The 17858-nt window shown below is 36.6% G+C and carries 13 protein-coding genes; 10 read left to right on the top strand and 3 right to left on the bottom strand.

All coding sequences use genetic code 11. From position 1 onward, the window contains the following. The first annotated feature begins 271 nt into the window (after positions 1–271). From FTU13_RS16740 to FTU13_RS16755, 4 genes are read left to right on the top strand one after another with little or no spacing between them, the layout of a single operon-like run. Complete coding sequence (locus FTU13_RS16740) at positions 272–1507, top strand: tyrosine-type recombinase/integrase (protein ID WP_168417881.1); 1236 nt, start codon at positions 272–274, stop codon at positions 1505–1507. Next, positions 1504–4377: a site-specific integrase gene (locus tag FTU13_RS16745; protein ID WP_180128395.1), complete on the top strand. Its 2874-nt coding sequence runs from the start codon at positions 1504–1506 to the stop codon at positions 4375–4377. The genes FTU13_RS16740 and FTU13_RS16745 overlap by 4 nt, the downstream gene beginning before the upstream one ends. Beyond that, positions 4377–6491 carry a site-specific integrase gene (locus FTU13_RS16750; RefSeq protein WP_180128393.1) on the top strand — a complete coding sequence of 705 codons (2115 nt, stop codon included), beginning with the start codon at positions 4377–4379 and terminating at the stop codon, positions 6489–6491. The genes FTU13_RS16745 and FTU13_RS16750 overlap by 1 nt, the downstream gene beginning before the upstream one ends. Beyond that, positions 6488–7000: a hypothetical protein gene (locus tag FTU13_RS16755; RefSeq protein WP_168419474.1), complete on the top strand. Its 513-nt coding sequence runs from the start codon at positions 6488–6490 to the stop codon at positions 6998–7000. Before FTU13_RS16750 ends, FTU13_RS16755 begins: the two co-directional genes overlap by 4 nt. 139 nt (positions 7001–7139) lie before the next feature. Here the strand turns inward: FTU13_RS16755 and FTU13_RS16760 are convergent, their stop codons facing one another. Both FTU13_RS16760 and FTU13_RS16765 read right to left on the bottom strand, forming a co-directional pair. After that, entirely contained in the window at positions 7140–7991 is an 852-nt protein-coding gene (locus FTU13_RS16760; RefSeq protein ID WP_168419473.1) for a thymidylate synthase, read from the bottom strand. A gap of 407 nt (positions 7992–8398) precedes the next feature. Beyond that, entirely contained in the window at positions 8399–8878 is a 480-nt protein-coding gene (locus FTU13_RS16765) for a hypothetical protein (protein ID WP_168419472.1), read from the bottom strand. A 98-nt stretch (positions 8879–8976) separates the two neighbouring features. Here FTU13_RS16765 and FTU13_RS16770 point away from each other — a divergent pair, with 98 nt between their 5' ends. Further along, positions 8977–9183 (top strand): helix-turn-helix domain-containing protein, encoded by a 207-nt coding sequence (locus tag FTU13_RS16770; RefSeq protein ID WP_017386454.1) that lies wholly within the window; start codon positions 8977–8979, stop codon positions 9181–9183. Between the two features lie 3 nt (positions 9184–9186). Here the strand turns inward: FTU13_RS16770 and FTU13_RS16775 are convergent, their stop codons facing one another. Next, positions 9187–9729, bottom strand: coding sequence for a hypothetical protein (locus tag FTU13_RS16775; protein ID WP_180128391.1), 543 nt, complete (start codon positions 9727–9729; stop codon positions 9187–9189). A 162-nt stretch (positions 9730–9891) separates the two neighbouring features. Between FTU13_RS16775 and FTU13_RS16780 the strand changes: the two genes are divergently transcribed. The 5 genes from FTU13_RS16780 to FTU13_RS16800 are packed head-to-tail and all read left to right on the top strand — an operon-like array spanning position 9892 to position 17788. After that, entirely contained in the window at positions 9892–11373 is a 1482-nt protein-coding gene (locus tag FTU13_RS16780; RefSeq protein ID WP_180128389.1) for a class I SAM-dependent DNA methyltransferase, read from the top strand. Continuing rightward, a complete protein-coding gene (locus FTU13_RS17670) occupies positions 11370–12464 on the top strand; it encodes a restriction endonuclease subunit S (protein ID WP_373423898.1) in 1095 nt (364 codons plus the stop codon). Before FTU13_RS16780 ends, FTU13_RS17670 begins: the two co-directional genes overlap by 4 nt. A 14-nt stretch (positions 12465–12478) precedes the next feature. Beyond that, a complete protein-coding gene (locus FTU13_RS16790) occupies positions 12479–13228 on the top strand; it encodes a DUF4850 domain-containing protein (RefSeq protein ID WP_179988797.1) in 750 nt (249 codons plus the stop codon). A 56-nt stretch (positions 13229–13284) separates the two neighbouring features. Then, complete coding sequence (locus FTU13_RS16795; protein WP_180128387.1) at positions 13285–16728, top strand: DEAD/DEAH box helicase family protein; 3444 nt, start codon at positions 13285–13287, stop codon at positions 16726–16728. Positions 16729–16744: 16 nt separating this feature from the next. Continuing rightward, a complete protein-coding gene (locus tag FTU13_RS16800) occupies positions 16745–17788 on the top strand; it encodes a restriction endonuclease (protein ID WP_180128385.1) in 1044 nt (347 codons plus the stop codon). Positions 17789–17858: the final 70 nt, after the last annotated feature.

Here is a 17858-nt window from a genome sequence, read left to right on the forward strand (position 1 = left end):
TTTAGTCTAAGCTCTCTTTGTGAATGTCTTAGATAGATAGAGTGTGCAATATATAAATTGCACACTTAGAATATGGTAGTCATCTTTACCAAAAGATGCATATTGTGCAAAAAATTGGGTGTATAAATTTCCTTTTATCCCCCCTAAACAATAATTCACAGTATGGAATTTTAACTGCTTAAAATCCATTACTGATCTACGTTCATAGTAACGATTGAATTATGCACAGTATGTTATATAACTTAGTTTGTGTATTTCTTTGGCGTAGATTATGGATGTTAATGTTTGTTCCAATATAAAACTTGATTTATCGAAGTCTTATTTACATAGTCAAATTTCAAACTTTACGTCAGAACAAAAAGTAAAAGTAAATGGAACTGGTGTATTTGATGATAATAGTAAGATCCTCCCCTTAATTTCTGAATATTTATCATATCAATCCAAGCACGCAAAAATTGCTTATAAGTCAGCAGAGACATATGGTAAAAATCTGACTTACTTCTTGAAATATATTCGTAGCCGTTCTGATTATGAAGATGATGAGACTGATGAAGTATTTATCACAGTTCCAGGATATGTAATTCAAGAATACCTAACGTTTTTAATTCTTGAAGAAGGTAAAGAATCATCTACAGTCAGAAATCGAGATGCGACTATACGTACTTTCATTGAGTATCTTTGTGAGCCCACTGAAAATCGTGGACCACTGAGAGAAGATAATCCATATTGCAACGGTTACCTTTCAAAAGCTCCCAAACGAAATCCTATCATCTCATGCACTCTCGATGATCTCGTTGTATTGATAGAATCAACTTCTTCTGAAAGAGAAAGGGTTTTACTTCAATTTTTATATGATTCTGGCTTACGTCGTTCAGAGCTCCCTAGGGTTACTCTTGAAGATTTTAGAAACGCTTGTAACTTTAATTCTGAAAAATTTATTGCACGGGATTCTGACCAGCCCATTCATGCTGATTATATCCCCGTAAAAGTTAAAGGAAGCAAAGGTCGTGGAAATGAAATCAAACCCCGCTGGACCTTAATTAGTTCAGCAACTATCAATCGTATAAAAAAATATCATGCCTCCCCCCTATATAAAAAGTACGCACGTAAATATCTCAATCCAGCTGATACCCCAGCCTTTTTCAATGCTCATGGTACTCCCTATACACCCAAGTCAATCGATAGATTACTTGAGCGTGTAAGTAAACGTGCGATGAGACAAGGTCGCCTTTATCGAATGATCTCTCCACACAAGCTACGGCATGGTAATGCTTATGCGATTCTACAATCTAATGATTTAGGAACTGATTATTTGGATCGACTTGTTATCGTGCAAAAAAACCTAGGGCACAACCAGCTTGACACTACACAGATGTATACCAGTATTCCTCAAGACATTTATAACAATATGTGTGATGAACACGGAGAGTTATTGACTAGAGCTGAGAAAATGAAACGTTTGAGTGAACAAACACAATTAAAAATTGGGATCAAGGATTTTAAATGAACAGAAATGAAAAGACTGCGGATCAGCTAATAAATATATGGGTAAAAAATTTACTACAAAATCCAAATCAACTTTTAGCATTACCTCTTAGCAAGGATGTAAAAAGCCCTTGGAATGTTAATGTCATGGCTGATTTCATATCAAATGCAGTATCTCTTTCGATTTATGACGTTCATAAACGGAGACATCTTTCTCTACCATTAATAGAAAAGATGGCTAAGATGAAAATTATTGTAAAAGGAGCATCTAGTACAGAAAATTTGTTTCGTCAGAGAATTTTATACTGGTATAGCACCTTAAGTTTTGATGATAAAAAACGTCTACCTCGTCAAGCTAAATCTCCTAATAATATCTGCTTTGCGTCAATAGGATCAGAACAAAGATCTTGGCTCTTTCGTGGAACTAGATATGAGTTTATAGGAAAAACTATCGATGAGATTCACGAAGATCTCAACCAATTAGGCATTATTGAGGCAAATTTTAAACCCTTTAAAGAACGTAAACGACTAATCAAAGATGCTAAATCAGCTATTCTAGAGTGGGTTTCAAGCGTACTTGAAGATATAGATCTATTGTGGGAAATACCGCTTAAAAAGTCTACCACACCTTTAGGTTTCAATATAGCTGTTGAGTATATTCAAAGCGTTACAGGCATTTCAGCATGTTCTGCAACAAAATATAGGGAGCTAGCCTTACCTGTAATTGAAAAGATGATAAAAGAAAAAATATTGATAATTCCAAATGGACCTTACGAAGCTGCAAGCATCGAGGATCAAAGAAAACTACGGAATTGGTATCGGAAGTTATCCATAGAAGAAAAAAAGTTATTACCTATTTTTGGTAACAGGATTTCACTCACAAGAATGCCACCCGAACAACGTCCTATATCCAAAAACTCACTCAAATTTGGTGCTGTTCAGAATGCTTGGAACTTTATTCATAAAGATCTTGAGACCCTTGGGATAATCAATAAAGAATATAAAAGTGTTGCTGAACGGGTATCAGAGAAACTTTCTCAACAACAAGAACCAAATGAAAATCAAACAGAACGCTTCAATAGATTAGCAACAAAAAAGTTAAATACCGCTACTGACTTTCTTGAACCTTCAAAAACGGAGCCGTTTATTCAAGTTGAGCAACTTTTTGCTGTCCAAAGTAAAACAGTAGCGTCAAAATCAGGCAAAAGTAATTATAGCAATGCATGTAGTCTGTTTATTAAGTTCTTATCTGAATTAAATGGAACTACACCTATAAGAATTACAGAAGCTTTTGATGAGTATTTATTCTCTAGGTATCGAAAGTATTTAGAACAGAAAATAATATGTAAAGAAATTTCAAGTCATCATGCAAATACAATTTTGAGCTCAGTACGTAAAACATTAAAAAGGCTAACTCAAGTAAGTGATATTGGATACAGTTTTTTTGATGCAAATGGCTTTGATACAAATAGAGAAACAGATGTCAAAAAACCATTTTCAAAAAATGAAAGGCTCCAAATATTGGACGTTATTGAGAAGGATTTAGAAGCATCAAGATCACTCCTTACACCTTATGAAAGAACTAATATTGGCGAAAATCCTCTCGATCAGCATGGGGCTCGAATAAGAGGGTTATCAAAACTAGAAAATGCCCGATGGCTCTTTGAAAATCCCCTGAATTGCAAGCCAGTTCATTACAACACAGCAAAATTACCTATTGAAAAAAGTTTCTTAAAAATTATCGCTGATTCAAATAAAGGCTTATTAGAAGTCTATAAAGAATGGGGAGTTCCTCCTTTGGTTAGCGTGGAGATACTCATCCCCTACCTTTTAAGACTAGCCCAAATTACCGCTTTGAACACAAACTCTTTACTAGCTCTCGACATAGATGATTATGTAGAAAGTCACCCAGCAACATCACGTCCATGTCTTAGGTACTGGAAAGAACGATCTAATGGTCACAAAGAGTATCATCTTGATCTTTTCAATGCAGAACTAAGTTGGCTTACATCAACACAGGCTAAAGCAGTAAAAGAGGTTTTCCAAGAAGTAATTCAGATAACCAGTTCTTTCCGGCACGATATTGAAGATGAAGCCCTTAAAAACAGGCTCTTTATCTATCAATCGAATAGTACAAAAAAACATGGAAGAGTTACTCCTATATTCGGGAATAAAGAAAGAAATGAGAAATCACTAGGAGATAATCTTGCTAGCTTTGTTGAAAAATACAATTTAAAAGATGATCAAGGAAAACCATTAACTCTAACTATAAGTCGATTTAGACCAACTTTTGTTAGTGAAATGCTTGATAGCGGGGTATCTCTTCGCGAAATCCAACTGATGTTGGGACACTCGACTATCCGAACAACTATTAGTTATCTAGATTCTTTAGACTTTAACTCGATAAGTAGAATAAAAATCAATGATGCCCTAAAGGGAATACATCAATCGACTTTGAACGAAAAAACGCAAGCTAAAGATTTAATACGAATAGTTGAGCACACAAATGTTAAAAAGTTAGCTATAACTTTTCACACACCTTTAGCCGAATGCAAGAATATTTTTGACCCACCAGAGTTTGTGAAAAAATTATCATCATATATTCCAGGTACGCCATGTTCTCAATATAACAAATGCCTAAGTTGCGACAATGTAATTATTACAGCTAAAAATCTTCCTGAAATTTTTGCAATGCAACGAGATTACACTCTTCTAACAGAACATACTCGTGTAATGGATACGCCATACGGGCATGTCATTCGTGAAAATCTAGAGCTCATAAAAAATATTACAGATCCACAACTCTCCGATTTTTCAACCGACGAACTACAAGATGGGCAGCGTTTATCTGAGTTCATCGAAACCACCACTCTTGTCGATGGGGCTGTCTAATGAATAGTGAAGCGAAACTAGATGTACTAACAAATTTTGCAGAGCATCGTTTCGATATTTTGAATAGTCTAAATTCAACAAGAAACCAGAATATTGAGTGTTCTCAGCTTAAAAATAGGGGATCTACAAAATATATGGATCTTCTTATGCATAAGCCCGTATCGAAACTATCGAAATTTTCAGATCAAATTTGGGATTTTAACAAGGATTATCCCAATGCTGCACGAAATGTCCAAGGCGCAAAACTGCGTATTGATTTTACAAAATATAAAGATGTACCTATATTCGTTTTAACAGAGATAAAAATTATTCTTGAACTAGCTTTACTAAATAATTTAATTTTCAAGCCTCAACATACTGGCCCTAGAACTAGAAGTCGAGTCAAAGGGATTATAAAAGCCAACTCATTGATTCCATACTTCGAGAGTGGCTTAACCTTTATTAATGAAATATTTAAACAAGCTAATAATGAACTCGGTTATGAGTTTGTACAAACGAAGATCAGAACGTTATCAGATATAGGACCTGAACTATATTACAAAGCTGCTGCAAACTATGAGCGAGTAAAAGGTAGCGAATTAGATCAATTCTTTGGCTATCTTCGCAACCCTGCTTCTCTTAAGTATGTATTTGAAAAGCCAATTGCTTATGTAGAATTAAATAGCTTGCCCTGGAATAAGCTAGCTAATGTAGTTAAAGAAAAGAAAGAGCAAGTCCTGCCAGATCAGGTATTTGAAACCCTATCAAAAGTTGCATCCTTTATTGTAGTTGACTTTTTAAATGCTATAGGGGATCGCGATAGAATATCAGATATCCATACCCTAGAACGATTCAATACTAGTAATTATAGTTCATGGGCATCTCAAGCTGGAATTACTCAAGAAGTTCTCAACGGATACATTGCATTGCGCTTAAAAAACAAAGGCTATTCTTCGAATTTCATTAAGAACCTTACCTCTTTCTATAACTGGATGATCGATACAGATTCCAATATAAAGCACGGATCAGCTTTACGTGAGGTGCTAATAAATCGTGGTTACACGTTAGTTAGTCTTCGAGATTATTTTAATCTTCTTTCATATTCTTGTCTGTACTTAGTCGGTCAATATACAGGTATGAGACCATCTGAACTAGCAGAAGTACAGGTTCAGAATTCTTCATGCTTAATTGAAGAAAATGGAATCTGGCTCATTGAAAGTGCGGTCAAAAAACATAAAGAGGAAATCAGCACTGGTTTGTTTGACGATAGGTGGGTAGCTATACCCATTGTTAGAGATGCAATCTTAGCAGCTTCTTATATTGCACAAATTAAAGCATCGCCATACCTAGCCTCAAGTGTTAGTACTGTTCCATCAGATAGTTCTCCTTGTCCAATGGATAGTAATGGAATTATCCACCAGATGAATATTTTTATTCGTCGGCTTCTAGGAGAACGTGCTGTCAATGAAGTTAACTTCAATCCATATATGTTAAGACATACCCTAACCTATCAGCTATTTAAGGCCGAAGTAGGTTTACCTTTAATATCATTCCAACTAAAGCATTTCGTAGACAGTGTTTCCAAATTTACATTTGATGGTGCTACTTCATCCGTAACACTAGGTTATGGTGATATTGGTGAAATGTTATCAAAAGATGGAAATAGAAAAGGCAGTAATACATCTTTACGTCGAACTGCTGAGTTAGAAGCTATTAAAACTGCTCATAATCCACATGGCATATATTATGGCGGTAAAGCAAATGAGCATAGACAACGCCTAATCAAGATGTTTCAGGGGTATATGGCGGAAGGCTATACCGAAGAAGAGGTGTATGAAGCACTGGTTAACCAAGGTGTAGCCGTTGTATATATGGGACAAGGTCTTTGCTATGGTGGTAGAGAAGAAGAATATGATTCAAGTTTGCCATGTATCGGCTCACTGCGATGCAACCCTGCCAGGTGTAAACAAGCTGTTGTTACAAGCAAGCATGCTCCAAAGTGGCGAGAGGTTTATATTTTGAATACAGAAAACTTAAATAAACCAGAATACTTATACAATCGTGAACAAATTATGGCAGCAATGAATGAAGCCAAAATGGTTTTAGAATATCTTGGTGAGGCAGTTGAACTATGAGTAATCAGGCTTATGACCAAAAAAATAGTGAGGACTATGAGGCAAATACTTTGATTCTAAATAATGCATTACAAGAAATTGAGGGCAACAAAAATTTGAAGCCAACTGTGGCACAACTTTCAAAGATGACAGGTATTCATCGAAATACAATTACAAATAGAGTCGAACCTATCCAAAAACTAAAGCAAATTAAGGAGGCTCGCGAGGCTGAAAAAGAATTACTAAAAGAACAAGCTAGTCAGAATACGAGTGATTCAAAAGCATCCCTTAAAGAAAAATTAGGTCAAACACAAATCGAGGTTATCTACTGGTTTAATGAATACCAAGATATGAAGCGTTTTTTTGAGCACTCTAATACACGGTTTGAACAAATGAAGGAATCTCGAGATCATTATAAAATGTTATATGAAACAACTCGAAAGTCTCTTTTGGATGTGGAGCAAGAAATCGAACGGTTAAAAGAATTATTAGAACAAAGAGACATTAGTGCAGCTCAGCTTAGACATTGAAAAAGAGAAAGTTACCTATCTTGATCAAGGAATTGAACCTCAAACAAACTTAGGTAACTTTCCCAGATTACATACTAACAATCAAAGTATGTATATCATATGCACATCATCTATCGTAATTTCAATTGAATTTAGTTACTTATACAGAAAATGGATATGCTATAGGCTCATGATATTGATAACCTTCAACATCAAAGTCATCTAAGGTTACCCATGTTTCAATATCTTCTAAACTCTTAATATCAGGATTGATATGGAGCTTAGGTGACGGATATGGTTCACGTTTTAATTGCACATCACGCATCATTTCCAACTGGTCTTCATAAATATGCGCATTCACAATCTTATGATAAGCCTTTCCAGCCTTATGACCTGTAATTTGAGCCATTAGTGCTAAAAGGGTAAAAACCTGAATTTGGTTAAAATTTTGGCCTAAAGGCACATCACATGACCGTTGTGATGATGTTAAATAAAGAGTCCCCCCTACCAAAGAGAATGTATGAGTATGCATACATGGTCGAAGGCACCCCATATCAAATTCGCCTGGGTTATAGAAAGTCAGAATTTCACCACGATCATCAATACCGTTTCGTAAGTCATCATAGATCTTACGGAGTTGGTCAAACACTTTACCTTCAGAGTTACGCCAATGACGCCCTTGGACTCCATATACTCGCCCCATATCATCTTCGCCTTTACGATGAGGATTGGCTAACCATGCTTCATTCTCATTAGCATTGGCATTCCAAGTATTGCAGCCAATAGCACGAAACTGAGCGGCATTATCATAGCCGCGTAAATACCCTAATAATTCTGCAATAGCAGCTTTCCAATAACTTTTACGGGTTGTTACTAAAGGAAACTCATTAGCTCCAACGTTATATTCCAAATCAGCATTAATAACGGTTAAACAACGCTTTCCAGTTCGTTCATTTTCAACCCATACGCCTTCATCAACTATGCGTTGACACAAATCTAGATATTGTTTCATTTAACCACCTTAATTGTACCAGCTCTAAATTGATGTGACAGTTCCCGCTTATTGAGTAGCCTATCAAGTGAAATTTGAGCTAAATTTTTCTCATCAGGTAATTTTCTCTAGTAGTGTATAATCACAACCTGTTTTTACCTGATAAGCTCGATCAGTATTATAGAGTTTCAGAGTATTCTTACACAAACCTGTTTGTTATGCTCATTCAGAGAAGTTACATCAGAAAAACCTATTGAGATATGATCTGAATACTCAAAAACTGCTTTCAAACCTTTCCTTAGTCCCAGATAAATTACCAAATTAATCGTCTATCAATAAATTTTTAAAAAATACGATAGAAAATAGTGAAGTCTCAAGGACTATACCTATTTGACTTTAATAGTCTTTTCAAAATTATATTATATTTTTCAAGATGATATAATGCTTTTAAGAGCAGAGTGGTAAGCCCTTAACTCGATAAGTTGAGATAAACATTTCTCTTTAGCTTCAGATATCTTAATTTTTATATTAGGAAAACTGAGTTCTAATTTTCTATATTTTTCAGCTTGTTTCTCTAAAAAGAAAATTTCAGAACTTACTTTGACTTCTTCTAATCTAAGTTTAGAAACATCAGACTCTTCTTCTTTTAAGTTTCTAATTTCATTGATTTTTAATGTTTCTCTAAATAAAGAAAATCGAGGAGATTGCTGGTTGATGTCCTTTTCTAAAAAACCTAGTTCAACCAGTTTCCGTAATATCCGATACATACGTTGACGATTGAAGCGATGACGTTCTTTTCTAGACAATTTCATACGCTTCCAAAAGTCATTTGCAGTCCAATTGTGAATAGAGTTCGATTGAATAATGGGAAGAAATACTTGAAACAAAGGCATGCTAAGGAGTTGCATATTTAAATGCTCTTCAAATTTATAAAAAGAGGATTATAGTCCGTGGATATTTAATCCTCAATTAGTGATATTTCTATTTTTTGAACAATTTATTTTAAATGTTAGAATTATCTATTGAGATTGGTCAATTAATACGCAAAAAAAGAATAGAGAAAAAAATTACACAAGAAGCTTTAGCGTTACAGTGTGGTATTGACCGCAGTTATATCGGTCGCATTGAGCGTGGCGAAGTAAACCTTACTGTTGAAAAGCTGTATGAAATCGCCACCGCACTAGAAGTAGACATGAAAGAATTATTGCCCTAATTTTTAGCGTTTTTTTCCAGTACCATATCCTCCAAATACAGTCCGACCACCAATTTTCATAGACGTGTTCTCTATCAAATCAAATTCGTCACGAGGTTCTTTAGAGTATTTTTTGTATTTTTCTATATAGTCTTCTTCGATCTCTGCTTTTTGTGATTTAATTTCAGGTAATGGCCCTTTGTAAGTTTTTAGAAACTCCCCAAACATTTGATAATTCTCGTCTAAAAGAGTATTACTCTTACTCTTCTTTAATTTGTTATCTTCGATAAAAAAGCATGTACCAGTTCTATATTCAAACCATCTTACTGCTTTTAGATATTCGGTCCCTTTCAATTTTGTGAAATCCAAAACTTGCATAATAGGCGTGCTATTACTGTGTTCTTTATAATGCATCGCAGCAAAGACTGCTATTTGATGAAATAGCGTGGAATGTAAGAATTTTTTATGATCCAAAAATGGAGCTAGTTCTGATTTGGATATTTCACTTACAGTTTTCAAAATTTTCTGAAATTTGTCTTTGTTGCGTTTATATTCCTCACTTTTCATGCTCCTTCCTCTTTAGCGAATAGTTTATTTAATTTCTAATCTAGATGAATTTCTTGCATCTGTGAATATAGGAGACAAATTATGTCGTTTCCCGATCAGATCTATTCGCTTTTTTAACTAAATTTTAAGACAATACTCTCAAAGAAATTTGAGAGTCATATCGTGATTACAGGCGAAATTAAAAGCAAAATTGACCAGATTTGGAATGCATTTTGGAGTGGCGGTATTTCCAATCCTTTAGAAGTCATGGAGCAAATGACCTATTTGCTGTTTATTCGCCGACTCGATGAAATTCAGATCACCAAAGAAAAGAAAGCTAACCGCTTAAAAACTGCTGTAGAACATCCAATTTTTACGCCTGAACAAGATCATCTTCGTTGGTCGAAGTTTGTGACTTTGGGTGATGCTGCAACTTTATATAACACCGTTGCCAATGAAGTTTTTCCTTTCATTAAAAACTTAGGTGTTGAAGACGAAACCACCTATAGCCATCACATGAAGGATGCACGTTTTACCATTCCTACGCCTGCGCTACTTACCAAAGTGGTGGATTTGGTTGCTGAAGTTCCAATGGATGATAAAGACACCAAGGGCGATATTTACGAATATATGCTTGGCAAAATTGCATCAGCAGGTCAAAACGGTCAGTTCCGTACGCCTCGTCATATTATCAAAATGATTGTGGAGCTGATGCAACCTAAACCAACGGATACCATTTGTGATCCTGCTTGTGGTACAGCAGGCTTCCTTGTCGCTGCAAGTGAATATTTAAACGATCATTACAGTACTGAGATTTTCGCCAATCCTGAAGCAGCTAAACGCTTTAGTGAAGAAACTTTTTTTGGTTATGACTTTGACAGCACCATGCTTCGCATTGGTTCGATGAATATGATGCTGCACGGTGTTGAAAACCCACGTATTGAAAACCGTGATTCTTTAAGTGAAGCGCATTCGCATATTGCTGAAAAATACAGTCTGATTCTAGCCAATCCTCCATTTGCAGGCAGTTTGGACAATGAAAGCTGTGCCAAGAACATTCAAGCCGTAGTCAAAACCAAAAAGACTGAATTGTTATTTTTAGCCTTGTTCTTACGTTTGTTAAAAACTGGTGGTCGTGCTGCGGTGATTGTGCCTGATGGCGTGTTATTTGGTTCATCTAAAGCGCATAAAGATTTGCGTAAAAAGATTGTGGAAGAGCAAAAGCTTGAAGCGATTATTTCGATGCCGTCAGGAGTATTTAAGCCGTATGCAGGGGTTTCAACTGCCATTATGATTTTCACCAAAACCATGTCGGGCGGTACGGACAAAGTTTGGTTTTATGATATGCAGGCGGATGGTTATTCGCTTGATGATAAGCGCAATGAGCTAGATAGTTCAAAGCATGAAAATAACAACATTCCTGACATTATTGCCCGTTTTAAAAACTTAGAGGGTGAAAAAGACCGTAAAGCCACAGAGCAAAGCTTTATGGTGGATAAAGCCGATATTGCTGCCAATGGTTATGACTTGTCGATTAACCGTTATAAAGAAGTGGTGTATGAGCAAGTAGAATATGAAGCACCAAGCAAGATTTTGGCGGATTTAGAAGTGCTTGAGCAGGATATTTTAAAAGGAATGGCTACGCTTAAGGAGATGCTTAAGTGAGTTGGGAGCAAGTTAAGTTAGGTGATATTTTCGAAATTGCTCGTGGTGGTTCTCCACGTCCGATTGATCAATATATTACAGATGATCCTAATGGATTAAATTGGATTAGCATTAAAGATGCATCTAATAGTTCAAAATATATTTATAAAACTGAAAAAAAGATTAAACCTGAAGGTCTGCATAAAACTCGTTTAGTGCATCCAAATGATTTTCTATTGACTAATTCGATGAGTTTTGGTCGTCCTTACATCATGAAAACGACTGGTTGTATTCATGATGGCTGGTTGGTTTTAAGTGCTGACAAAACAAAAGTAGATACAGATTATTTTTATCACTTATTAGGTAGTGATTTTATGTATCGAAAATTCACAGGCTTAGCCGCAGGTGCAGTCGTAAAAAACTTAAATACAGAATTAGTTAAATCTGTATCTGTCCCACTCCCACCACTTGCAGAACAACGCCAAATTGCTTCTATTTTAGATCAAGCGGATGAGTTACGCCAAAAACGTCAGCAAGCGATTGAAAAGTTAGATCAGCTTTTACAAGCCACCTTTATTGATATGTTTGGCGATCCTGTCAGTAATCCTAAAGGCTGGGAAGTACTTAAATGGGGAGATGCTCTAAAAATCATTAATGGAAAAAATCAAAAAGCTGTTCTTGATCAAAACGGTACTTTCCCAATATGTGGTAGTGGTGGAGTCATGGGATATGCTAATGAATGGCTTACTCCAGCGCAGTCGGTCATCATTGGTAGAAAAGGAAACATCAATAAACCCATTTTAATGTTTGAAAATTTTTGGAATGTTGATACTGCCTTTGGTTTAGTGCCAAATAAAGATCTACTAAAAGTAGATTACTTATTTTGGTTCTGTCATTTTTTTAATTTTGAGCAACTAAATAAAACTGTAACAATCCCTAGCTTAACTAAGTCTGATTTGTTGAATATAAAAATACCAATTCCTCCGTTGGAAAAACAATTATATTTTTCAAATATATGTGATCAAACACGTAAGTTAAAAAGTAAAATGGAACTAAAAGATTTAAATCTTTTTAGCTCGTTACAAAACCAAGCATTTAGCGGTACTTTATAAATACAAGGATAGTTATGAAATTTAAATTAATCGTAGCCGTTGGCTTAAGTTTTTTTTCAACTGCTAGTTTTGCTGAAAAATATACATTTTCTCCTGTAAGAATAGATATCAGCGTAAATGAACAAAGAAAAATGCATCCTATAACCGCTATAGGTACAGCAATATTTAAAAATGGTGTGCAAGTCCCTGCATATTCGATCAGCGTCCCTAAGGGTATGGATGAAACTGATGCACCACATAGACCTACAGCAAGTTGTAATAAGTCAAAGTGCTATTTCGCAATGGATTTACCAAAAAAACTTGCTGCCAGCATGAGGGTATATAACATTGCTGAAACAGAAGAATGGATCTTAGCACCTGCTGAATGGACACGATTGGAAGGTGCTATTGGTGTAAATGGCAACACCGTTTTAGCACTTGCATCAACAGATCAAAAGTCAAACCTAAGTTTATATGCTGTCCCTGCTTGTGTCGGTTGTGGACTTGATGCCGCAACACCATTTTTCCCAGAAGCTGCAAGGCAAAATCATCAACTATATGGTACTAAGTTTAGTGGGACAACACCACCTGTACACATAGTAAGAGCGAATCAACAAACTGTTTATTATCAGTATCAATTAAAAGGACAATATCAAACCAATGGGGTCGCAAAATTTCGACCAAATGAAGACAATATTTATGATGAACTTAGTGTTACAGTTGCATCAGATAAAATGGAATACGCTCGAATAATGTTAAACTTTTTTTCTTTAACACATAAGTAAATTACTTAATATCAAGAATCTATAAAATTTAATTTAATATTTAAGGGAATATATACATGAGTAACTTCTCGTTTTTAGAACCTGAATTTAAAAGCTTGGCAGCCACCGCAAAAGAAGCCGAAAAGCTCACGTATATATCCCCACAATTTGCCCTTGCTGCGGCTCGTTCATCACTCGAAAACCTTGTACTTTGGCTGTATCAATACGATAAAAAACTGACTCAGCCTTATGATGCTTCACTACATAACTTACTCAACGACCTCAAATTTAAAGACCTGATTCCACCCTATATTTGGGACAAAATGGACAACATCCGCATGGTCGGCAATAGTGCCGTACATGGGAAAAAGTTCAAGCAGCTCACTACTGAAGAAACGGTAAGACACATTCAGCATCTTTTCTTGATGTATGTCTGGTTTGAGCGTAACTACGGTTCACCGTCAAAAGACCGTTCTCAGTCGATTATATTTAACCCAAAACTCATACCAAATGCTGACAATACTCAGCAAATTACCGCCAACAAAGAACAACTGCAAAAAGAAGTAGAAACTAAAGAAAAAGAATTTGCAGAACAGCATAAAGCGCTACGTGAGCGAGAACAGAAACTCTTTGAACTCTCTGCAAGTCTCGAAGAGCGTGAAAAACTACTTGCCGATATTGATGCTGAACTTGCTCAAAAACGTGCAGATGTCGAACAAGCCAAAATTGCCAACAGCAAAATCGAAGACCATACCGACTATAAAGAAGACGAAACTCGTAAACTTAAAATTGACCTCTTGCTTGAAGAAGCAGGTTGGGACATTGGCACAACGGTTCGAGAGGAAGTTGCTGTAACAGGTATGCCTAGCCCATCGGGTAAAGGTGCAGTGGATTATGTGCTGTATGATGCCAATGGCTTGCCTTTGGCTGTGGTTGAGGCAAAACGTACATCAACTGACCCTGATATTGGGCAACAACAAGCCAAGCTCTATGCAGACTGTTTAGAGCAACAAACAGGACAACGCCCTGTCATTTTCTATACCAATGGTTACAAAACCCGAATTTGGAATGATGTGCAAGGTGGCCCACCACGCTTAGTACATGGTTTTTATACGCAGGCAGAACTCAAACGTCTGATCGAAAGACGTAAGAACAACCCTGATTTAAGCAGCTTCCCGATCAATGCGGACATTGTCGAGCGTTATTACCAAACTCGTGCCATTAAAGCCATGCTTGCAGCCTACCAACGTAAAGAACGTGCAGGTTTACTGATTATGGCAACAGGCACAGGTAAAACACGTACTGCCATTGCACTGGTCGATGTGCTAATGAAAGCCAATGTAGTGCAAAAGGCATTATTCCTTGCAGACCGCACTTCATTGGTCAATCAGGCACACAACGCTTTTAAAGCCAATTTAAAAGATGCCTCATTCGTCAATTTACTTGAAGATAAAAACCAAGTCGGTCGAGTCTATTTCTCGACCTATCAAACCATGATCGGCTTGATTGATGAAATGAATGCCGATGGCACACGTAAATTCGGTACAGGCATGTTTGACCTAATTATTATTGATGAAGCGCATCGAAGCGTCTATCAAAAATTTGGTGAGATTTTTAAATACTTCGATAGTTTGCTTGTTGGTTTAACTGCAACGCCACGAGATGAAGTGGATCGTGATACATACGCACTGTTTGGCTTAGAAAGCGGTGTCCCAACCGATTACTACGACCTCGATCAAGCCATTGCCGATGGCTATCTTGTGCCACCGAAAGCTTATTCTGTTCCGCTTAAATTTATGCGTGAAGGCGTGAAATATGACGAACTCTCAGAAGAGGAAAAACAACACTGGGACAGTCTAAATTGGGGCAATCAAGATGCACCTGAAGAGGTCTCAGCATCCAAAATCAATAAAGAGCTGTTTAATACAGGCACGATTGATCTCATGCTCAAGCACTTGATGGAAAATGGTATTAAGACCGAAGGCGGTGATCGTTTGGGTAAAACCATTATCTTTGCCGTCAATCAAAAACATGCCCAGTTTATTGCTGATCGCTTCAATGAAAACTATCCGCAATATGATGGCAAGTTTGCCCGTGTCATTACCCATGCCACTAAGTATCCACAAAGCTTAATTGATGACTTTAGCAAGAAAGATTTAGCTGAGCCACAGATTGCGATTTCAGTGGATATGCTCGATACAGGGATTGATGTGCCTGAAGTGGTCAACTTAGTATTCTTTAAAGCGGTTCGCTCTAAAGTCAAATTTATGCAGATGATTGGGCGTGGCACACGCCTCTGTGAAGATCTATTCGCCCCTGATGAACATAAAAAAGAATTCTTTATTTTCGACTACTGCTCTAACTTTGAATACTTCAATGAAAACCCTGATGGTGCGCCTGTTGCGACCACAGAGCCACTCGGACAACGTTTGTTTAAAGCACGTTTAAATATCCTGAGTTTACTGAATGCGAAGGACGATGCCACAGAAGAGCTAAAAGCTGTACAGCAAGATATGCGTCAAAGTTTACAGACTGAAGTGAAGTCAATGAACAATGACAATTTCATTGTAAAGTCTGAGCTTGAGCATGTTGAACATTTCAAAAATGATGATGCTTGGAACAACTTAGATGATCTTGCCATCGGTACATTACGAGAACACATTTCGAAACTCCCGAATCAGCTTGAGCCTGAAACCTTAGAGGCCAAACTGTTTGATATGCTTTGCTACAACCTTGAGTTGGCAGTATTGGAAAAGAACAATACAGCAACTCAAAGCTATGCCAATAAAGTGATTGAAATTGCTTCTAAATTGGAGAGCAAAGAAAACATTCCTGTGGTTGCAGAACAGATTGCGCTGATTCAAGACATTCAAACCGTGGAATATTGGAAAGGCATCACCTTGCCAATGCTGGAGGCGATGCGTAAACGTATTCGCGGCTTGGTGAAACTGATTGAAAAATCAACCTCAACCATTGTGTATTCTATGCTTGATGATGAAATTGGAGATATGCAAGCAGTCGATATACCAGTCGTTTCAAGTGGCGTAAACCTTGCCCAGTACCGTAAACGTGTCGAAAGTTTTATTAAAGCCAATGAAAACCACATTACCATTGCCAAGCTCAAGCGTGGTTTAGCCTTAACACCAAAGGATTTGAGCGAACTTGAGCGATTTGTATTTGAAGCTCAGGAAGTCGAAAGCAAAGAAAAATTTGAACAATGCTTTGGCATAGATCAATCATTACCAATGTTCATCCGTTCATTGGTTGGACTAGATCGTCAAGCGGTACAGCAAGCATTCTCTAAATACTTACAAGGTACAACGTATAACGATAAGCAGATTCGTTTTATTGAAATGATCATTGATCATCTCACTGTACGAGGCACTTTAGAAGCAGCTCAGTTATATGAACCTCCATTTAATCAAATTCATTTTGAAGGGATTGATGGTGTATTTGCTGATGCCGATGCTGACAACATATTTGAGGTTGTTGAAGCGTTTAATGAAAGTGCTGTGGCGTAAATAGGAAAAATATTATATGGCTGTATGGTTGGTAAGAGCTGGTTCACAAGGTGAATATGAAGAAAGGTTTTTGAGTTCATCTAGAATTTATGTAACTTGGGATAACTTACATTTAGATTTAAAAAAAATTGTTAATCGAGGGGATTTAATTGCTGAACTAGCAAAAACAGACCTTGATGCTAAGCCTAGAAAGCTCTCAAATCATGCCAGTCAAATTTGGCCATTTATTCATACGATGAATATTGGTGATCGAATTATTCTACCCTCTAAACTACAGCCCGTTATTTATATAGGAATTATCACTTCTGAATATTCCTATGACCCTGATGCTATTGATCCATTTAAACATTCACGTTCAGTGAAATGGTTAGCTACTGGAATTCCAAGATCTCATTTTTCTCAGGATATTCTGTATAGCTTTGGGGCTTTCATGACTATTTGCCGTATACAGCGAAATAATGCTGAAGAACGTTTACTGGCAATGGAAAAAAACGCATGGCAACCAGAAAACATACATCAGGTAATAAAATTTGAAGGAGTTCAAAAAGACATTGCCGTTGAAGATGCTTCAGATGAATCTAGTTCAGTTGATTTGGAATTTATAGGGCAAGATCAAATTAGAAAAGTGATCGAATCGAAATTTAAAGGTCATAGATTAACGTTATTAGTCAAAGCAGTATTAGAAGCACAAGGATATACTTGTTGGCAAAGTCCAGAAGGTGCCGATGGTGGTGTAGATATTTTAGCTGGTGATGGCCCCATGGGATTTGGGCAACAGCAAATTTGTGTAGAAGTCAAATCAGGAGATGGACAGGTAGATCGTCCAACAGTAGATAAGTTAATTGGAGCGATGACAAAGTTTAATACTAAGCAAGGCTTATTTGTCGCTTGGGGTGGCTTTAAATCTAATGTACAAAAAGAATTAGCCTCTAGCTTCTTTAGAGTTAGGCTTTGGACACAGAATGATTTGTTAAACCAAGTTTTTCTAAATTATGAAAAGTTGCTCTGTACACGACAAATTTCACAGAACCCTTATCCTATCAGGATTCTGCTTTCTTAAAATTGCCAAAATTTCCTTAAACTCTTCTTTTTTCCCAAAACCAATTAAACGCTGAATCGCCATTTGAACA

Source organism: Acinetobacter sp. YH12064 (assembly GCF_013419735.1).
Classification (GTDB): Bacteria; Pseudomonadota; Gammaproteobacteria; order Pseudomonadales; family Moraxellaceae; genus Acinetobacter; species Acinetobacter amyesii.